Below are 17,901 nucleotides of genomic sequence, written 5' to 3' on the forward strand. Positions count from 1 at the left end.
ATGCCTGAAGACACACACTCATTACCTCACACTGGTGCAGAATACCTGCGCCACATCCTACGTGCGCCAGTGTATGAAGCGGCGATCGTCACACCATTGCAAGACATGACTCGCTTATCCGAGCGTTTAGGCAATAAAGTGCAATTAAAGCGTGAAGACCGTCAACCGGTGCATTCTTTTAAACTGCGCGGAGCCTATAACATGGTCGCCAGTTTAACCGATGCACAAAAACAAGCAGGCGTGATCACCGCCTCTGCCGGTAACCATGCCCAAGGTATTGCACTTTCTGGCAGCTTATTAGGATTACAAGCCATCATAGTGATGCCAACAACCACGCCAGACATTAAAGTCACCGCGGTGCGTAATTTTGGCGGCGAAGTACTATTGCATGGCAGTAATTTTGATGAAGCCAAAGCCGAAGCAGAACGTTTAGCCCAATTGCACGGCTACTCTTATGTGCCGCCTTTTGATCATCCACTGGTGATCGCAGGACAAGGCACCATAGGCATGGAAATGCTGCAACAAAACGGCCACTTAGATTATATCTTTGTGCCAGTAGGTGGTGGCGGTTTAGCGGCGGGTGTCGCAGTATTAATTAAACAATTGATGCCAGAAATCAAAGTGATTGCGGTAGAGCCTGAAGATTCAGCCTGTTTAAAAGCAGCGCTCGATGCTGGTAAGCCAGTACCATTAGATCGCGTCAGTATGTTTGCCGACGGTGTCGCGGTGAAGATTATTGGTAACGAAACCTTCCGCTTATGCCAACAACATCTTGATGGCCATATTTGTGTCTCTAGCGATGAAATCTGCGCCGCCGTCAAAGATATTTTTGAAGACACTCGCGCCATTGCTGAGCCTTCTGGTGCACTAGCCTTAGCCGGACTTAAGAAATTTGCCGAGCAAAACCAACTCAAAGGCAAACAATTAGGCACCGTACTGTCTGGGGCAAATACCAACTTCCATGGCCTGCGTTATGTCTCGGAGCGTTGTGAGCTTGGTGAAAAACGCGAAGGCTTATTGGCGGTGACCATTCCAGAACGCAAAGGCGCATTTTTTGAGTTTTGTAACTTAATTGGTGGCCGTGCGGTGACTGAGTTTAACTATCGTTACAATGATGACAGCCAAGCCAATATTTTTGTGGGTGTACGTTTGCAAGAAGGCCAACAAGAGTTAGATCGCATTGTTGCTGAGTTACGTCAAGGTGGTTATCCAGTGGCGGATTTGTCCGATGACGAGATGGCCAAACTACACATACGCTATATGGTGGGAGGTAAGCCACTTAAAGCCTTACAAGAGCGCTTATACAGTTTTGAATTTCCAGAATCCCCTGGGGCATTATTAAACTTTCTAAGCACACTGGGCACTCATTGGAATATCAGTTTATTTAATTACCGCAACCACGGCGCTGATTACGGCCGCGTATTATGTGGTTTTGAACTAGAAGATTCCGATTTAGAGCGTTTCTCAGCGCACCTAAAAGAGCTTGGCTATCAATACAAAGATGAAAACGACAGCCCATCGTATAAGTTCTTTTTAGCGAAATAACCAACCTTATAAAAAGCGACCTCATCTGGTCGCTTTATTTTCTCATCGTTACTGCGTTTACTTTCTCCATTATCGGGCTTATGTTATGTCAAACCCGTTTGAGCGAGAGAGACCATGAACATCGATTTAACCCAGTTAGTCACCGAAAGTCGCAATCAAGCCAGCGCTGAAATAGACACCCTTTCAACCTTGGATATGCTCAGCGTTATTAACCAAGAAGATCAAAAAGTCGCTCTTGCGGTACAAAGCCAACTCCCCAATATTGCACAAGCTGTTGATGCGATTACTCAAGCATTTGCCAATGGTGGCCGTTTGATTTACATGGGGGCAGGAACTTCTGGCCGTTTAGGTATTTTAGATGCCAGCGAGTGCCCACCAACGTATGGCACCCATCCGGATCTCGTTGTCGGTTTAATTGCTGGTGGCCACCAAGCGATTTTAAAGGCGGTTGAAAATGCGGAAGATAATGCCGAACTTGGTCAAGATGATTTAAAAGCGCTAAACCTCAGCGCCAAAGATGTGGTAGTCGGTATTGCTGCCAGTGGACGAACCCCTTATGTGATCGGCGGCTTACACTATGCTAATAGCGTGGGGGCAATGACCGTTTCTGTCGCTTGCAACCCAGACTGCCCAATGGAGAAAGAAGCGCGCATTGCTATCACTCCTATTGTTGGGCCAGAGATCGTAACGGGTTCCTCTCGCATGAAAGCCGGAACCGCACAAAAGTTGATACTCAATATGCTCACTACAGGAGCGATGATCCGCAGTGGTAAAGTATTTGGTAATTTAATGGTCGATGTAGAAGCCACCAATGCCAAACTCATTCAACGACAAACCAATATTGTTGTCGAAGCCACTGGGGTTAGCCCACAACAAGCCGAGCAAGCACTGAATGCTTGTGAGCGCCACTGTAAAACCGCGATTTTAATGTTATTAGCTGATATAGATGCTAAGCAAGCAAAGCAACGTTTAGCCGACCACAACGGTTTTATACGCCAAGCATTAACAGGCTAAGCGAATTGTTTGCATCAAATTATTAGCATTAAAATGATAACTCAACCGCTACTCTAACCAATCGTGATACAACTTATCACTATCACCTAGATAATCGATTAACCACTCCACCAGCTTGTTATCTTGGTTTTTACGCCAAACTAAACAACAAGCACTGAGTGGTTTGTCGCCTTTCAGTTTTACTTCGATGAGTTCATTTTGAGCAATAAAATGGCTGGCCATATGACGAGGCATGTAGCCCATTCCTACCTTACTTTTCAAGCATTCAATCGCACTAAACCAATTAGGTAATAATAAACGACGCTGTTGCGCTGAATGCCAAGTATGGCGTTTGGGTAGAATAATTGAGGTATCGTCTAAACAAATAGCGGGAATTCGAGATAAATCGTCATCGGTTAATTCCGGTTTGTTGGCTAATGGGTGATCGGAGGCCATCACATAAGCCCAGTCAATACTGCCCATGGATTTCACCCCATAATCACCACTGACAGGAATGGCCGATGTGGCACCAATCACAACATCGGCTCGCCCTTCAGAAATGGCTTCCCATGAACCGTTAAATACTTCCATATTGATCTGCAATTCAGCGTAATCAAAAGTCTGGTAGAAATCTGTTATTAACTTCTTAAGTGGTTCTATTTTAACGATATTATCTAAGGTAAGTTTGACCGTTTTATGGTAGCCACTTTCCACTCTCTTAATTTGTGATTTTACGTCCTCCATCTGGCGTAATAACAAACGAGCTTCTTTAATAAAATGCTCGCCCGCTTCAGTTAATTCGACTTTGCGGGTTAAACGATGAAATAATTTCACACCAAGTTCTTGTTCTACTTGGCGGACGGCATAACTAATGGCCGATGGGACTTTATGTAAATGTTCCGCCGCAGCAGTAAAGCTTCCCATTCGAGCAACGGTATCTAACATTTGTAGCGATTGTTTGGAGAACATAACTTACCTATCAAAATTTTTGAACGATACCTTGAAATTATAACGTTTAATTTCTTAGGTAGAAAATTTTATAATCCGCAACCTTATTTCAAATCCTTTTTAATACTGTATTCGTGTATTTAACATTTTAATGGTTGTTTTATGAACATCAAAAAAACTCAACTCTTTTACCTGGCTATGCTCTCTATGTTGGGCTTTGTCGCGACAGATATGTATCTGCCTGCATTTAAGGTGTTAGAACAACATTTCTCGACTGGCCCAGAATCCATTGCTTTATCTCTTTCAATCTTTTTAGCAGGTATGGCATCAGGTCAATTATTGTGGGGCTTAGCCTCTGATAAGTTTGGTCACCGCAATACCTTAGCGGTTGGCTTAGTCGTCTTTTCCCTAGCTTCATTAGGTTTAAGTTTCAGTCAAGAAGTGTGGCAATTACTGACGTTACGTTTTATTCAAGCAATTGGTGTTTGTGCGCCAGCGGTTATTTGGCAAGCGATGGTGATTAAGCGTTACTCTAGCTCAGTAAGCCAACAAGTCTTTGCGTCAATCATGCCATTAGTCGCTCTGTCTCCTGCAATTGCACCACAATTAGGTGTGTTCTTGATGAGTCACTTTGGTTGGTCAAGTATCTTTATTTTCTTAACTGTGGTGGGTGCAGCCTTAACTTGGATGACGTTAGCACAACCGAAAGATGAAGCGGCACAAGCCAAACAAACCTCAATTAAACAAGACATTAAAGCGCTACTGGGCTCTCGTGTTTATCTTGGTAATGTGATGATGTTTGCGATGGCATCAGCGTGCTTTTTTGCCTACCTAACCGGCATGCCAGAAATCATGACATCAATGGGTTATGATGCGAAAGATATCGGTTTAAGCTTTATCCCTCAAACTATCGCCTTTATGGCTGGTGGCTACTTTGGTAAGCGTTATGTTGCAAAACTGGGTGATATTAAAGTCTTAAAAATCCTTTTAGGCTTATTTACTCTTTCATCTGTTGTGATGTTTATTGCTTCACAAATGAATATTTCAAATATCTGGCCAGTATTATTGCCTTTCTGTTTTATTGCTGTCGCAAATGGTGCGTTATACCCAATCGTGGTTAACCGTGCTCTTTCAAGCTGCAAAAACAGCCCAGCAACGGCAGCCGGTTTACAAAATAGCTTACAGATCTGTATCAGTGGCCTTGCCAGTGCTTTAGTTGCCGCTTTCGCTAGCCAAGCGCTGCCAACAACAGGTTTCACGGCTATCTTATGTACCATTGGCTTATTGGGCGGTTACTTCTATTCAAAGTCAAAATCAAAAGTAGAAGTGAAAGCTGAGTTAGCGGAAGAAATCTAATAACCAATCCCGTTAATCGCTTTTAACTCATTAATAAAAAGGTCACCTCATTGAAATGAAGTGACCTTTTTTCTTATTCAAAATTGTCGATAAGTAGTGACTTATCCATTAACGTTTATAACGTCGTTATCGAGCCTTTTGACAAACAAAGAGGTTCAAATAATGAGTACTATGGGTATTATCACGACTTTTTCGTCGGGCGTTTCCAACCTGCAATCACACGCTCTTTTGCACGAGTAATCACTAATTCATTGTCTTTTACATCTTTGGTTAATGTGGTGCCAGCACCAATGGTTACTCCGTTTGCAACCGTCACTGGAGCAATCAATTGTGAATCAGAGCCAACAAACACATCATCGCCAATGGTGGTTGTAAATTTATTGGCACCATCGTAATTACAAGTGATCACACCCGCACCAATATTCACGCGAGCACCAATGTTTGAGTCGCCTAGATAAGTTAAGTGCCCCGCTTTCGATTCCAATCCTAAAGTGGCATTTTTCATTTCCACAAAGTTTCCGACATGCGCCTTTTGTTTTAATTCCGTACCAGGGCGAAGACGGGCAAATGGACCAACAGTACAGTTTTCACCAACCGTTGCACCATCAATCACAGTATAAGGACTGATCACGCTGTTATCGTCGATTTCACAGTCTTTTAAAATACAGCCTGCGCCAATAAATACGTTATCACCAATCGAAACATTGCCTTCGATAATCACGTTTACATCGATTTCAACGTCCATACCACATTGAATTTCACCACGTAAATCAAAGCGGTTTGGATCGCGTAGCATCACACCTTGCTCAAGTAGAAATTGTGCCTGCATCGCTTGATAAGCACGTTCTAAGCGCGCTAATTGCGAACGGTCATTCACCCCTTCCACTTCAATTGTATTGGCTGGGTGAACCGCCTCAACGGCACGACCTTCATTATGTGCAGCCGCAATCACGTCGGTTAAGTAATATTCACCTTGGGCATTTTCGTTTTTAAGATTTGATAACCAACGTTTTAAATCACCACCAGTAGCAACCATCACACCGGTGTTGATTTCTTTAATTAATTTTTGCTCTTCTGTGGCATCTTTTTGTTCAACAATTGCAACAACCGGGCCATTCTTACGGATAATACGACCATAACCCATTGGCTTATCAAGAATAACAGTTAAAAGTGCAATCCCACCTGTCGGCTGAGCATCTAATAGGTTTTCAATGGTTTCACTTGAAATTAAGGGCACATCACCATAAAGAATTAATACTTTTTCATCATCAGCAAAATCTGGCGCCGCTTGGTTAACCGCATGACCTGTGCCTAATTGTTCCGCTTGCAACACCCAATTAACCGGCTCATCTTGCAAAGCTTGTTTCATTTGGTCGCCGCCATGACCGTAAACGAGGTGGATATTTTGCGCACCTAAATTGGCACAAGTATCAATCACATGCTTTGCCATCGGACGACCAGCAAGAGTATGCAAGACTTTTGGTTTTTCAGAATACATGCGAGTCCCTTTACCCGCAGCAAGAATAACAGCACTAAAATTCATGAGGATGATCCTATTATTTTCATATTATTGAAATTTTACCCTATTTCGCTGATAAATGACCAAAGTTCATCGGACGAACTTCAACAAAAAACAAAAAAGGCGACCACAGGGCCGCCTTTTATCTACTCTACTAACGCTAAAATTAGCGACGTGATTTACGAGTTAACTCAATAACACGTAGCTGAGCAATTGCTTTCGCTAGATCACTTGCCGCTTGTGCGAAGTCGATATCGCCATGCTGATTATGAATATTCTCTTCAGCTTTGCGTTTGGCTTCTTCAGCCTTAGCTGCATCTAAATCTTCACCACGGATAGCGGTATCAGCCAGTACAGTTGCTGTACCAGGCTGAACTTCTACCATACCACCAGAAACATAAATAATTTCTTCGTGGCCGTGTTGTTTCACTAGACGCACCATGCCAGGCTTAATAGCAGTCAGAAGTGGGGTGTGACCAGGGTAAATCCCTAATTCACCTTCACTACCTGTCACCATGAATGACTCGACCGTACCAGAAAATAATTTTTTCTCTGCACTTACGATGTCTAGGTGAAAAGTCATAGCCATGTTGCCTCCTAATGAGCCTTATCGTTAAGAAACTTACAGCTTCTTAGCTTTCTCAACAGCATCGTCAATCGTACCGCAGTACATGAACGCTTGCTCTGGAATGTCATCGTAATCACCAGCAATCAGACCTTTAAAGCCGCGTAGTGTTTCTTTTAGAGAAACGTACACACCTGGGTCGCCAGTAAATACTTCCGCTACGTGATAAGGCTGAGTTAAGAAACGTTCAATCTTACGAGCACGAGATACGACTTGCTTATCTTCTTCAGAAAGCTCATCCATACCTAGAATCGCGATGATGTCTTTTAGCTCTTTATAACGTTGTAGAGTGGTTTGAACACCTTGTGCTACATCATAGTGCTCTTGACCAACCACAAGAGGATCAAGCATACGAGATGATGAATCCAATGGGTCGATTGCAGGGTATAGACCCATAGCAGCGATGTTACGGTTAAGTACAACCGTTGCATCCAAGTGAGCAAACGTCGTTGCTGGTGATGGGTCAGTTAAGTCATCCGCAGGTACGTAAACCGCCTGAACAGAGGTGATAGAACCTTGTTTAGTCGATGTGATACGTTCTTGTAGAACACCCATTTCTTCAGCAAGTGTTGGCTGATAACCTACCGCAGATGGCATACGACCTAGAAGTGCCGATACCTCTGTTCCCGCAAGGGTATAACGGTAAATGTTATCGATAAACAATAGTACATCACGGCCTTCATCACGGAATTTTTCCGCCATAGTTAGACCGGTCAATGCTACGCGCAGACGGTTACCTGGTGGCTCGTTCATCTGACCGTAAACCATTGCTACTTTTGATTTTTCAGGCTCTTCGATGTTTACAACACCCGCTTCCTGCATTTCAAAGTAGAAGTCGTTACCTTCACGAGTACGCTCACCTACACCAGCAAATACTGATAGACCAGAGTGCTGCAGTGCGATGTTGTTGATAAGTTCCATCATGTTAACGGTCTTACCTACACCCGCACCACCGAATAGACCGATTTTACCACCTTTAGCAAATGGGCAAATCAAGTCGATTACTTTAACACCTGTTTCTAAAAGCTCAGTCACGTTAGACTGCTCTTCATAGCTAGGTGCTGCACGGTGGATACCGTATTTTTCTTCAGCGTTAATTTCACCACGCTCATCGATAGCATCACCTAATACGTTCATGATGCGACCTAGCGTTTGTGTTCCAACTGGTACTGAGATTGGAGCGCCTGTGTTAATCACTTCCAAACCACGACGTAAACCATCAGAGCTACCCATAACGATTGCGCGAACTACGCCACCGCCAAGCTGTTGCTGAACTTCAAGAACAAGACGTTCTTTCGCTTCAGTCACATTCAGGGCATCGTATACACGAGGTACACTTTCCTGTGGGAACTCTACGTCGACTACCGCACCGATGATCTGTACGATCTTACCTGTAGCCATCGTTAAATCCTCTAAACTATTTAAATACCTAAGCACTAAAATTTAATAACCATGCGTCTAATAAAAAGACTAAACTGCTGCCGCACCTGACACGATTTCAGACAACTCTTGTGTAATCGCTGTTTGACGAGCTTTGTTGTACACAAGTTGTAAATCATCAATCAAGTTGCTGGCATTATCTGTTGCAGCTTTCATAGCAACCATTCGCGCCGCTTGCTCACAAGCAAGGTTTTCCACCACACCTTGATACACTTGAGACTCAACATAGCGCTTCAATAATGTATCGAGTAATGGTTTTGGCTCGGGTTCATAAATATAATCCCAAGAATGAGTGCGTTTCATGTCATCGCTATCTGATTTAGGCAGAGGTAGCAATTGATCGATCTTTGGTTCTTGAACCATGGTATTCACAAATTTATTGAATACCACGTAAAGGCGATCTAACTCACCTTCATCATATTTCTTCAGCATTACGCCAACACTACCAATCAAAGCTTCAAGGCTAGGTTCATCACCTAAACCTGAAATTTGAGCAGAGATTTTAGCGCCTGCACTTTTGAAAAAGGCCGTGGCTTTTGAGCCAATCACAGCAACTTCAACTGCTGCACCTTTATCAGACCAACCTTTCATGTCAGTAACGGCTTTCTTAAACAGGTTAATGTTTAAGCCACCACACAGACCACGGTCAGTAGAAATAATGATATAACCAACTTTTTTAGCTTCACGCTCCTCGAGATAAGGATGTCTATACTCAAGGTTAGCGTTGGCTACGTGACCGATCACTTTACGCATTGTTTGTGCATATGGACGAGAAGATTCCATTGCGTCTTGCGAACGACGCATTTTAGAAGCTGCTACCATTTCCATTGCTTTCGTAATTTTTTGTGTGCTTTTCACACTACCAATTTTGGTACGAATTTCTTTTGCGCCGGCCATCGTTCTTCTCCGTTTATGAAGAGCCCATTAATGGATATTCGCGATAGGTGATGCGACATCTCGATTTAGGTTGTTATCACCACAAATCAACATCGAAAACATCACCTACGAATTACCAGGTCTGGGTTGCTTTGAAGTCATCGACTAACTTTTTCAGTTTCGCTTCGATGTCATCGTTATAAGCACCCGTTTTGTTGATTTCAGTTGCGAAATCAGCATATTGACCATGAGCGTACGACAGTAGTGCAGACTCGAAATCCGCTAGCTTGTTAAGCTCAACATCGTCAAGATAACCACGCTCAGCAGAGAAAATCACAAGTGCTTGGTCAAAGACAGATAATGGAGCATATTGTTTCTGCTTCATTAATTCAGTCACTTTTTGACCATGGTTTAGCTGCTTCTTAGTCGCGGCGTCAAGATCAGATGAGAACTGAGCAAATGCTGCAAGTTCACGATACTGTGCCAATGCAGTACGAATACCACCAGACAGTTTCTTAATGATCTTAGTTTGCGCTGAACCACCTACACGAGATACCGAAATACCAGGGTCAACCGCAGGGCGAACACCAGCATTAAATAGCTCAGTTTGTAGGAAGATCTGACCATCGGTAATCGAGATTACGTTCGTTGGTACGAATGCAGATACGTCACCCGCTTGAGTTTCAATGATAGGCAATGCTGTCAAAGAACCCGTCTTACCTTTCACTTCACCGTTAGTGAAACGTTCTACGTAATCTTCGTTTACACGAGCTGCACGCTCTAGTAGACGAGAGTGAAGGTAGAATACATCACCAGGGAAAGCTTCACGGCCAGGTGGACGTTTTAGAAGTAGAGAAATTTGACGGTAAGCAACCGCTTGTTTTGATAGATCATCATAAACAATCAGTGCATCTTCACCGCGGTCACGGAAATATTCACCCATCGCACAACCAGAGTATGGTGCTAGGTATTGCAGTGCCGCAGATTCTGACGCCGATGCGACTACCACGATAGTGTTAGCAAGTGCACCATGCTCTTCTAATTTACGCACTACGTTAGCGATTGTTGAGGCTTTTTGGCCAATCGCAACATAGATAGAGTAAATACCCGAATCTCTTTGGTTGATAATGGCATCAATAGCCATCGCGGTTTTACCAGTCTGACGGTCACCGATGATAAGTTCACGTTGACCACGACCGATTGGGATCATTGAGTCAACAGACTTATAACCTGTTTGAACAGGCTGATCTACTGACTTACGATCGATAACCCCTGGTGCAATCACTTCTACAGGAGAAGTCAATTTTGCTTCAATAGGGCCTTTACCATCGATAGGTTGACCTAGTGTGTTAACCACACGGCCTAACATCTCTGGACCAACAGGTACTTCAAGAATACGACCTGTACCTGTTACTTTCATCCCTTCTTGAAGGTCTGAGTAAGGTCCCATTACTACCGCACCAACCGAGTCACGCTCAAGGTTAAGTGCGAGAGCAAAACGACCACCAGGTAGTTCAATCATTTCACCCTGCATCACGTCAGCTAGACCGTGGATGCGGATAATACCATCGCTTACTGAAACGATAGTACCTTCATTGCGAGCTTCACTAACAACGTCAAATTTTTCAATACGCTGCTTGATCAGATCGCTAATTTCTGTGGAATTAAGTTGCATGCTCCAATCCCCATTAAGACATTAATGCGTCACTCAAACGGTTCAAACGACCGCGAGTTGAGTTGTCGATTATTAAGTCTCCGGCTCGAATAATAACTCCACTAAGTAGAGTCTCATCTACACTGCAATTCAGCTTTACTTTACGTTCAAGACGCTGCTCAAGTTTGCTGCTGATTTCTGCTAATTGTGCTTCGGTTAGTTCTTTTGCAGAAGTAACCACAACATCAATTTGATTTTCAGATTCTTTTTTTAGAATCAAAAATTCATCACAGATTTCAGGAAGGGCTTTTAATCGGCCATTCTCTGCCAAAACTCGAATAAAGTTTTGACCGTGTTCATCAAACTCAGCGCAAATTGAAACAAAGATATCGGCTAATTGGTCAGCCGCAACTGACTTATTCAATAAGCTAGTGACATCTTCATTTTTTGCGACTTCGGCAGCGAAAGCGAGCATTTCAGACCATGGTCCAAGTGCTTCTTTCTCGACCGCAAATTCAAAAGCTGCTTTAGCATAGGGGCGTGCGATTGTAGTCAAATCAGACATATGCTGCCCCTCTAGTTACAATTTTGCAGTAATTTCGTTGAGAATATCTTGGTGTGCGTTTTCGTCGATTGAACGCTCCAGGATTTTCTCAGCACCGGCGATCGCTAATACAGCGACTTGCTTACGAAGCTCATCACGAGCGCGATTACGTTCAGTTTCAAGTTCAGCTCGGCCTTGATCTAAGATCTTTTGACGCTCAGCTTGAGCTTCAATTTGGCTTTCTTCTAAAATTTGACTCTTACGCTTATTCGCTTGATCGATGATCTCAGCAGCGGCTTTTTTGGCTTCTTTCAATTTATCAGAAGCATTAGCTTGTGCCAGGCTCAAGTCTTTAGCTGCGCGGTCAGCGGCTGCTAAACCATCAGCAATATTTTTCTGACGGTTTTCAATTGCTGCCATCAGTGGTGGCCATACATACTTCATGCAGAACCACACGAATAGCACAAACGCTATCGCTTGACCTAACAGAGTTGCGTTCATATTCACCGCATACTCTCCTTTGTTTGCAATTTAAAAACAAATACCGGGGAAAATTCTATCCGGCGACCGCAAACATCACATATAGACCTAGACCAACAGCGATCATAGGAATCGCATCCACAAGGCCCATTACGATGAAGAACTGAGTACGTAGTAGAGGGATTAGATCAGGTTGGCGTGCTGCACCTTCTAGGAATTTACCACCTAGCATACCGATACCGATAGCCGCACCGATTGCTGCTAGACCCATCATGATAGCCGCAGCGATGTACAGCAGATCCATGTTTAAGTTTTCCATTTATAACTCCAAGTTTTATCTGAATGTTATGTAAAAAATTTTTAATTAATGTTCTTCTGATGCTTGAGATAAATACACTATCGTCAAAATCATAAAGATAAATGCCTGTAGGGTGATTATTAAGATGTGGAAAATCGCCCATGGCACGGAAAGAAGCCATTGAGACCACCAAGGCAGAAGCCCTGCAATCAAAATGAAAATCAACTCACCTGCATACATGTTACCGAATAAACGCAGTCCTAATGAGACTGGCTTAGCCAATAACGTTACACCTTCGAGCACTAGGTTAATTGGAATGAAAGCCCAGTGGTTGAAAGGTTGTAAGCCCAGCTCTTTAGCAAACCCACTAATGCCTTTTATCTTAATGCTGTAATACAGAATCAAAATAAATACCCCTAATGACATAGACATCGTAATGTTTACATCAGCAGTAGGTACGACACGTAGATAAGGAATACCAAGAAGTGTGGCAGTATGAGGAAGAAAATCGACCGGAATAAGATCCATTAGGTTCATTAGGAAAATCCATCCGAAGACGGTTAACGCTAATGGAGCCACTAATGCATTCTTTCCATGGAAAATATCTTTTACTGAGGCATCAACAAACTCAACGACCATTTCTACAAAGCATTGAAGCTTACCTGGTACGCCGCTAGTGGCTTTTTGACCAACGCGATAAAAGACCCACAGCATCAAACCGCCCAACAAGAACGATACGATCAATGAATCAATATTAAACGTCCAGAATCCGCTACCTGCTTGAAGGTTATGTAGATGGTGTGAGATGTACTCCTGAGGAGTTAATTCACCTGAACCAGCCATTAGATATCCTGTCTAATTACGTTTGATAAAACCAACTGACATAATGCATTGCACAACAAAGGCCAATATATAGCCGCTGAAGAAGGTGATAAGGTGCACTTCCGTGTATTTAAAACAATACACAAATAGAGCGCCGGTAATCACAAACTTATACGCTAAGCTTACATAGGCTTTCGCCATAACTTTTGCTGCCGTATCCGCTCCAGGCTTGTCTAAATACAAACGCGTTACGATATACGGGATGCAGTACACCAGCCCCCCATAAATGGCAGATTTCGCTGCCATCTCTCCCTGAACATACAGACTGATTAAGCTCAAAGCGCCAACCACAATAAACTGAGTTAAAACTAAAAAATACATTCTATTTACACCCAATTACATTTATTTTTGGCTCAGTTGTATGCGCAGAACATACTACACCTTACTTTGCCTGTATGACAGAAGATAGCAAGGTGCAAAATGATTATTTTTACATTCTGTTAATTGTTTAGCGATATTCTAATAACAGAGTTAATTTCTATCCAAGTTTGTGTTAAAGAGAGCATATAAATGCTCTATATCCTCAAAATCAATGGTAATTTTGCCTTTACCTTTAGCATTACGCTTAATAACAACTTTTGTCCCGAATTGCTCAGATAATTTGTCAGACAACCCTTTAGCAGGAATATCTTCTGCAATAACCTTAGGTTCTTTGGGTTCTAAATGTTTTTTCACTAAAGCTTCAGTTTGTCTAACGGTTAATTTCTTAGCAACCACAATTTTTGCAACATTACTTTGATCAGCAAAATCGAGAGAAAGCAGTGCTCTAGCATGCCCCATTTCTAACTTTTTTGATATAACGCAATGCTTTACTTCGTCATCAAGCGTATTAAGACGTAGCAAATTTGTGACCGCAGTACGCGACTTACCGATCGCATCTGCTACTTGCTGATGAGTTAATTCAAACTCTTTTTGCAACCTTTCTAAAGCTTGAGCTTCTTCAATCGCATTCAAATTTTCACGTTGAATATTTTCAATAAGAGCCATCGCAATTGCAGCACGGTCTTGAACATTCTTAATTACGCAAGGAATTTGAGTTAACCCTGCCAATTTAGCGGCACGCCAGCGACGTTCGCCCGCAATAATTTCATACTGAGAATCGTTAATTTTACGGACAACAACAGGTTGAATAATGCCTTGAGTGCGAATGGAGGCAGAGAGTTCTTCGAGAGCTTCAGGTTGAATATCTTTTCTTGGTTGATATTTACCAGGAGAGAGTTGAGAAATGGAAATGTCAGCCAGCTGGCCTTCTGAAGATAAAGCTTGGCTTTGTGCCACTTTTTGTTGTTTTTCTCTCGCCAATGAACTGGTCGAAAGTAGGGCATCAAGACCTTTACCTAAACCGCGTTTAGACATCTTAGGATTATCCTTTCTTTCTTTTTATATAATAATATTAATCACATTAAGCTATCGCCGCTTGAGCTTCCTCTCGACGTAACATCTCACCTGCCAAAGCAAGATAAGCTTTTGAACCTGCTGAATATTTATCGTAATACATGGCAGGCTTACCATGACTCGGTGCCTCGGCAAGTCGGACGTTACGAGGAATCACTGTTCGATACATTTTATCCCCGAAATGCTTCTTCAATTGTTCAGAAACATCATTAGATAAACGATTTCGAGGATCAAACATGGTACGTAAAATACCTTCGATTTTTAAATCATGATTAACGACGGCAGCTAATTTACTGATGGTATCCATTAAAGCCGTTAAGCCTTCTAACGCAAAGTATTCACATTGCATTGGCACTAAGACCGAATGAGAAGCCGCCATGGCATTAATGGTTAATAGGTTTAATGAAGGAGGGCAATCGATAAAAATATAATCATAGTGCTCGCAAACTGGAGCTAAGGCATTTTTGAGACGTAATTCACGGGCAAACACTTCCATGAGCTTGATTTCAGCGGCCGTCACATCACCATTGGCAGCAATTAAATCATAGTCTGCCGGTGTATTGCGACAAACCACCTCATCGAAAGGTGTTTGTTCAACCAATAAATCGTAAGCCGTGTAATCGAGGTCATATTTATCGACCCCACTCGCCATCGTGGCATTGCCTTGAGGATCAAGATCAATAACTAAGACGTTTCTTTTGGTTGCGGCCATAGACGCTGCAAGGTTAACGCACGTGGTCGTTTTCCCTACTCCGCCTTTTTGGTTAGCAATTGAAATGATTTTCCCCACGATAACCCCGTTATAATCCTTTTTTTCCCAAAACGATTAAGTGACGATCACCTTCTAATTCAGGTACTTGCAAAACATGAATATCCGATACCGTTAAAGTATCAGGCAATAAAGCTATCTCATCTTCCGGTAATTGTCCCTTCAGAGCAAGAAAAACCCCATTTTCCGTTTTTGGCAAATGATGGCACCATTCAACCATATCTAACATAGAAGCAAAAGCACGGCTGATCACCCCATCATATCCCACTTCCGGTTGATACTCTTCAACACGGCTTTGCATTGGCTCAACATTCTCAATACCAAGCTCGTGTAGGACTTGTTTAATAAAGCGAATACGCTTACCTAAACTATCGAGTAATGTGAAATGATAATCTGGATTTAAAATCGCTAATGGAATCCCCGGTAAACCAGGGCCCGTACCAACATCAATAAAACGTTCACCATTAAGATATGGGCTAACAACAATACTGTCCATAATATGTTTAATCAACATATCCATTGGATTACGAACTGATGTTAGATTATAGGCTTTATTCCATTTATCTAATAACACCACATAACCAACTAATTGATTTCTTTGTAGTTCAGAAACCTCTAGTGTGGTTTGGGATAATAAAGCATCCAGTTTTTCTCTCAATGCTGAATTGATTAAAGTGGGATTCACGCAGCATCTCCCTTCTTCAATTGGCCATATTTCTTCAAATGGACAAGTAAAATTGAGATAGCCGCCGGTGTAATACCCGAAATACGAGAAGCAATTCCTATGGTTTCCGGTTTAGCATTATTCAGTTTAAGTACCACTTCATTAGATAAACCTTTCACTTGGGTATAATCTAAATCCATTGGCAACTTGGTATTTTCATGACGAAGTGATTTTTCAATTTCTTCTTTTTGACGTTGAATGTAGCCTTCGTATTTCACTTGGATCTCAACTTGCTCAGTGGCTTCAGGATCATCGATATTTGAAGCAAACTGTTGTAAAGAGATCAACTTGTCATACGTCATTTCTGGACGACGCAGAAGATCTTCACCATTAGCTTCACGAGCAATTGGCGTCTTCAATAATTGATTTAATTCATCAACATTTGTCGATTTTGGATTAACCCAAGTTTCTTTTAAACGTTGACGTTCAAGCTCCATATTTTCAACTTTTTGATTGAAACGAGCCCAACGAGCATCATCGATTAAACCTAGTTCACGTCCTTTTTCAGTTAAACGTAAGTCGGCATTATCTTCACGTAATAACAAACGATATTCGGCACGAGAAGTAAACATGCGATAAGGTTCTTTAGTACCTATGGTGGATAAATCATCAATCAATACCCCCATGTAAGCCTCATCACGACGTGGGCTCCAAGATTCTTTACCTTGAGTAAATAACGAAGCGTTAAGACCGGCCATTAAACCTTGTGCTGCCGCTTCTTCATAACCTGTGGTGCCATTTATTTGACCGGCGAAGAACAAACCAGAGATGAATTTGGTTTCATAACTTTGCTTAAGATCGCGAGGGTCAAAGAAATCATACTCAATGGCGTAACCTGGGCGCATGATTTGCGCATTTTCAAAGCCTTTCATCGATTGAACGATTTTAACTTGTACGTCAAATGGTAAGCTGGTTGAAATCCCATTTGGATATAATTCTGTCGTGGTTAGACCTTCTGGTTCAATAAAGATCTGATGGCTATTTTTATCGGCAAAGCGCATCACTTTATCTTCAATTGAAGGGCAATAACGAGGTCCAATACCTTCGATCACACCAGAATACATAGGGCTACGATCTAAGTTATTACGGATCACATCATGTGTTTTTTCATTGGTATGAGTAATGAAACATGGAATTTGAGCCGGATGATCGCTGGCTTTACCCATAAAAGAAAAAACAGGGGTTGGGTTGTCACCATATTGTTTTTCTAAACTGGCTAAATCGACTGTGCGCGCATCAATTCGTGGTGGTGTCCCTGTTTTTAGACGATCGACACGGAATGGTAATGCACGTAAACGATCCGCAAGAGCGATAGACGGTGGATCGCCTGCACGGCCACCTGAGAAGTTTTCTAGACCAATATGAATCTTACCACCAAGGAAAGTACCAACAGTCAGTACAACTGCTTTGGCTTTGAATTTGAGCCCCATTTGGGTGACCACACCGGTCACTTGATCGTGTTCAACGATCAAATCGTCCACTGCTTGCTGAAAAAGAGTCAAGTTAGGTTGATTTTCTAAAGTGGTTCTTACCGCATGTTTGTATAACAATCGATCCGCTTGAGCACGGGTAGCACGTACCGCTGGGCCTTTTGATGCGTTTAATGTTCTAAATTGAATCCCTGCTTTATCAATAGCCTGGGCCATTAATCCACCAAGAGCATCCACTTCTTTGACTAAATGTCCTTTACCAATCCCACCAATGGCTGGGTTACAAGACATTTGTCCTAATGTATCAATATTATGAGTGAGCAGTAGTGTTTTTTGGCCTGTACGAGCAGACGCAAGAGCAGCTTCCGTTCCTGCATGACCACCACCAACGACGATGACGTCAAAGTTTTCGTGATAAAACAT

The 17,901-nt window shown here is 42.5% G+C and carries 18 protein-coding genes; 3 read left to right on the plus strand and 15 right to left on the minus strand.

From position 1 onward, the window contains the following. Together ilvA and murQ are read left to right on the plus strand one after the other, a co-directional pair. The gene (gene ilvA, locus VCA1004_RS11220; protein WP_086981829.1) at nucleotides 1–1,545 is read left to right on the plus strand and encodes a threonine ammonia-lyase, biosynthetic; all 1,545 of its coding nucleotides are present in this window, start codon (nucleotides 1–3) and stop codon (nucleotides 1,543–1,545) included. Between the two features lie 114 nt (nucleotides 1,546–1,659). Then, on the plus strand, nucleotides 1,660–2,559 hold the full coding sequence (gene murQ / locus VCA1004_RS11225) for an N-acetylmuramic acid 6-phosphate etherase (protein WP_086981830.1): 900 nt from the start codon (nucleotides 1,660–1,662) through the stop codon (nucleotides 2,557–2,559). Between the two features lie 48 nt (nucleotides 2,560–2,607). Here murQ and punR read toward each other — a convergent pair whose 3' ends face one another. After that, nucleotides 2,608–3,507, minus strand: coding sequence for a DNA-binding transcriptional activator PunR (gene punR / locus VCA1004_RS11230; RefSeq protein ID WP_086981831.1), 900 nt, complete (start codon nucleotides 3,505–3,507; stop codon nucleotides 2,608–2,610). A 141-nt stretch (nucleotides 3,508–3,648) separates the two neighbouring features. Between punR and punC the strand changes: the two genes are divergently transcribed. Next, nucleotides 3,649–4,842, plus strand: coding sequence for a purine nucleoside transporter PunC (gene punC, locus VCA1004_RS11235; RefSeq protein ID WP_086981832.1), 1,194 nt, complete (start codon nucleotides 3,649–3,651; stop codon nucleotides 4,840–4,842). A 181-nt stretch (nucleotides 4,843–5,023) separates the two neighbouring features. Here punC and glmU read toward each other — a convergent pair whose 3' ends face one another. The 14 genes from glmU to mnmG all read right to left on the minus strand — a co-directional run bounded on the left by glmU (nucleotide 5,024) and on the right by mnmG (nucleotide 17,901). Further along, nucleotides 5,024–6,385: a bifunctional UDP-N-acetylglucosamine diphosphorylase/glucosamine-1-phosphate N-acetyltransferase GlmU gene (gene glmU, locus VCA1004_RS11240; RefSeq protein ID WP_086981833.1), complete on the minus strand. Its 1,362-nt coding sequence runs from the start codon at nucleotides 6,383–6,385 to the stop codon at nucleotides 5,024–5,026. A 142-nt stretch (nucleotides 6,386–6,527) separates the two neighbouring features. Then, nucleotides 6,528–6,950 (minus strand): F0F1 ATP synthase subunit epsilon, encoded by a 423-nt coding sequence (locus VCA1004_RS11245; protein ID WP_086981834.1) that lies wholly within the window; start codon nucleotides 6,948–6,950, stop codon nucleotides 6,528–6,530. A gap of 33 nt (nucleotides 6,951–6,983) precedes the next feature. Then, nucleotides 6,984–8,387, minus strand: a complete 1,404-nt coding sequence (gene atpD / locus VCA1004_RS11250) for a F0F1 ATP synthase subunit beta (RefSeq protein WP_086981835.1) — start codon at nucleotides 8,385–8,387, stop codon at nucleotides 6,984–6,986. Nucleotides 8,388–8,456: 69 nt separating this feature from the next. Further along, nucleotides 8,457–9,323: a F0F1 ATP synthase subunit gamma gene (atpG, locus tag VCA1004_RS11255; protein WP_086981836.1), complete on the minus strand. Its 867-nt coding sequence runs from the start codon at nucleotides 9,321–9,323 to the stop codon at nucleotides 8,457–8,459. A 112-nt stretch (nucleotides 9,324–9,435) separates the two neighbouring features. Further along, entirely contained in the window at nucleotides 9,436–10,977 is a 1,542-nt protein-coding gene (gene atpA, locus VCA1004_RS11260; protein WP_086981837.1) for a F0F1 ATP synthase subunit alpha, read from the minus strand. Between the two features lie 13 nt (nucleotides 10,978–10,990). Then, a complete protein-coding gene (gene atpH, locus VCA1004_RS11265) occupies nucleotides 10,991–11,521 on the minus strand; it encodes a F0F1 ATP synthase subunit delta (protein WP_086981838.1) in 531 nt (176 codons plus the stop codon). A 15-nt stretch (nucleotides 11,522–11,536) separates the two neighbouring features. Then, nucleotides 11,537–12,007 carry a F0F1 ATP synthase subunit B gene (atpF, locus tag VCA1004_RS11270; protein ID WP_164520857.1) on the minus strand — a complete coding sequence of 157 codons (471 nt, stop codon included), beginning with the start codon at nucleotides 12,005–12,007 and terminating at the stop codon, nucleotides 11,537–11,539. A gap of 49 nt (nucleotides 12,008–12,056) precedes the next feature. Further along, the gene (gene atpE / locus VCA1004_RS11275) at nucleotides 12,057–12,299 is read right to left on the minus strand and encodes a F0F1 ATP synthase subunit C (RefSeq protein ID WP_017024253.1); all 243 of its coding nucleotides are present in this window, start codon (nucleotides 12,297–12,299) and stop codon (nucleotides 12,057–12,059) included. A 45-nt stretch (nucleotides 12,300–12,344) separates the two neighbouring features. Next, nucleotides 12,345–13,121: a F0F1 ATP synthase subunit A gene (gene atpB, locus VCA1004_RS11280; protein WP_086981840.1), complete on the minus strand. Its 777-nt coding sequence runs from the start codon at nucleotides 13,119–13,121 to the stop codon at nucleotides 12,345–12,347. Between the two features lie 12 nt (nucleotides 13,122–13,133). Continuing rightward, entirely contained in the window at nucleotides 13,134–13,481 is a 348-nt protein-coding gene (locus tag VCA1004_RS11285; RefSeq protein ID WP_086981841.1) for an ATP synthase subunit I, read from the minus strand. Between the two features lie 150 nt (nucleotides 13,482–13,631). Next, on the minus strand, nucleotides 13,632–14,516 hold the full coding sequence (locus tag VCA1004_RS11290) for a ParB/RepB/Spo0J family partition protein (RefSeq protein ID WP_086981842.1): 885 nt from the start codon (nucleotides 14,514–14,516) through the stop codon (nucleotides 13,632–13,634). Between the two features lie 46 nt (nucleotides 14,517–14,562). Next, nucleotides 14,563–15,345 (minus strand): ParA family protein, encoded by a 783-nt coding sequence (locus VCA1004_RS11295; protein WP_086981843.1) that lies wholly within the window; start codon nucleotides 15,343–15,345, stop codon nucleotides 14,563–14,565. Nucleotides 15,346–15,355: 10 nt separating this feature from the next. After that, on the minus strand, nucleotides 15,356–16,009 hold the full coding sequence (gene rsmG / locus VCA1004_RS11300; RefSeq protein WP_179949570.1) for a 16S rRNA (guanine(527)-N(7))-methyltransferase RsmG: 654 nt from the start codon (nucleotides 16,007–16,009) through the stop codon (nucleotides 15,356–15,358). Continuing rightward, nucleotides 16,006–17,901 carry a tRNA uridine-5-carboxymethylaminomethyl(34) synthesis enzyme MnmG gene (mnmG, locus tag VCA1004_RS11305; RefSeq protein ID WP_086981844.1) on the minus strand — a complete coding sequence of 632 codons (1,896 nt, stop codon included), beginning with the start codon at nucleotides 17,899–17,901 and terminating at the stop codon, nucleotides 16,006–16,008. Before mnmG ends, rsmG begins: the two co-directional genes overlap by 4 nt.

This window comes from Vibrio aphrogenes (assembly GCF_002157735.2).
GTDB lineage: Bacteria > Pseudomonadota > Gammaproteobacteria > Enterobacterales > Vibrionaceae > Vibrio > Vibrio aphrogenes.

Coding starts and splice junctions, on each gene's coding strand:
- atpB (WP_086981840.1), bottom strand. CDS start 13,121: ATGGCTGGTTCAGGTGAATTAACTCCTCAGGAGTACATCTCACACCAT.
- VCA1004_RS11245 (WP_086981834.1), bottom strand. CDS start 6,950: ATGGCTATGACTTTTCACCTAGACATCGTAAGTGCAGAGAAAAAATTA.
- atpE (WP_017024253.1), bottom strand. CDS start 12,299: ATGGAAAACTTAAACATGGATCTGCTGTACATCGCTGCGGCTATCATG.
- atpA (WP_086981837.1), bottom strand. CDS start 10,977: ATGCAACTTAATTCCACAGAAATTAGCGATCTGATCAAGCAGCGTATT.
- punR (WP_086981831.1), bottom strand. CDS start 3,507: ATGTTCTCCAAACAATCGCTACAAATGTTAGATACCGTTGCTCGAATG.
- atpH (WP_086981838.1), bottom strand. CDS start 11,521: ATGTCTGATTTGACTACAATCGCACGCCCCTATGCTAAAGCAGCTTTT.
- VCA1004_RS11285 (WP_086981841.1), bottom strand. CDS start 13,481: ATGTATTTTTTAGTTTTAACTCAGTTTATTGTGGTTGGCGCTTTGAGC.
- mnmG (WP_086981844.1), bottom strand. CDS start 17,901: ATGTTTTATCACGAAAACTTTGACGTCATCGTCGTTGGTGGTGGTCAT.
- glmU (WP_086981833.1), bottom strand. CDS start 6,385: ATGAATTTTAGTGCTGTTATTCTTGCTGCGGGTAAAGGGACTCGCATG.
- murQ (WP_086981830.1), top strand. CDS start 1,660: ATGAACATCGATTTAACCCAGTTAGTCACCGAAAGTCGCAATCAAGCC.
- VCA1004_RS11290 (WP_086981842.1), bottom strand. CDS start 14,516: ATGTCTAAACGCGGTTTAGGTAAAGGTCTTGATGCCCTACTTTCGACC.
- atpD (WP_086981835.1), bottom strand. CDS start 8,387: ATGGCTACAGGTAAGATCGTACAGATCATCGGTGCGGTAGTCGACGTA.
- ilvA (WP_086981829.1), top strand. CDS start 1: ATGCCTGAAGACACACACTCATTACCTCACACTGGTGCAGAATACCTG.
- atpG (WP_086981836.1), bottom strand. CDS start 9,323: ATGGCCGGCGCAAAAGAAATTCGTACCAAAATTGGTAGTGTGAAAAGC.
- punC (WP_086981832.1), top strand. CDS start 3,649: ATGAACATCAAAAAAACTCAACTCTTTTACCTGGCTATGCTCTCTATG.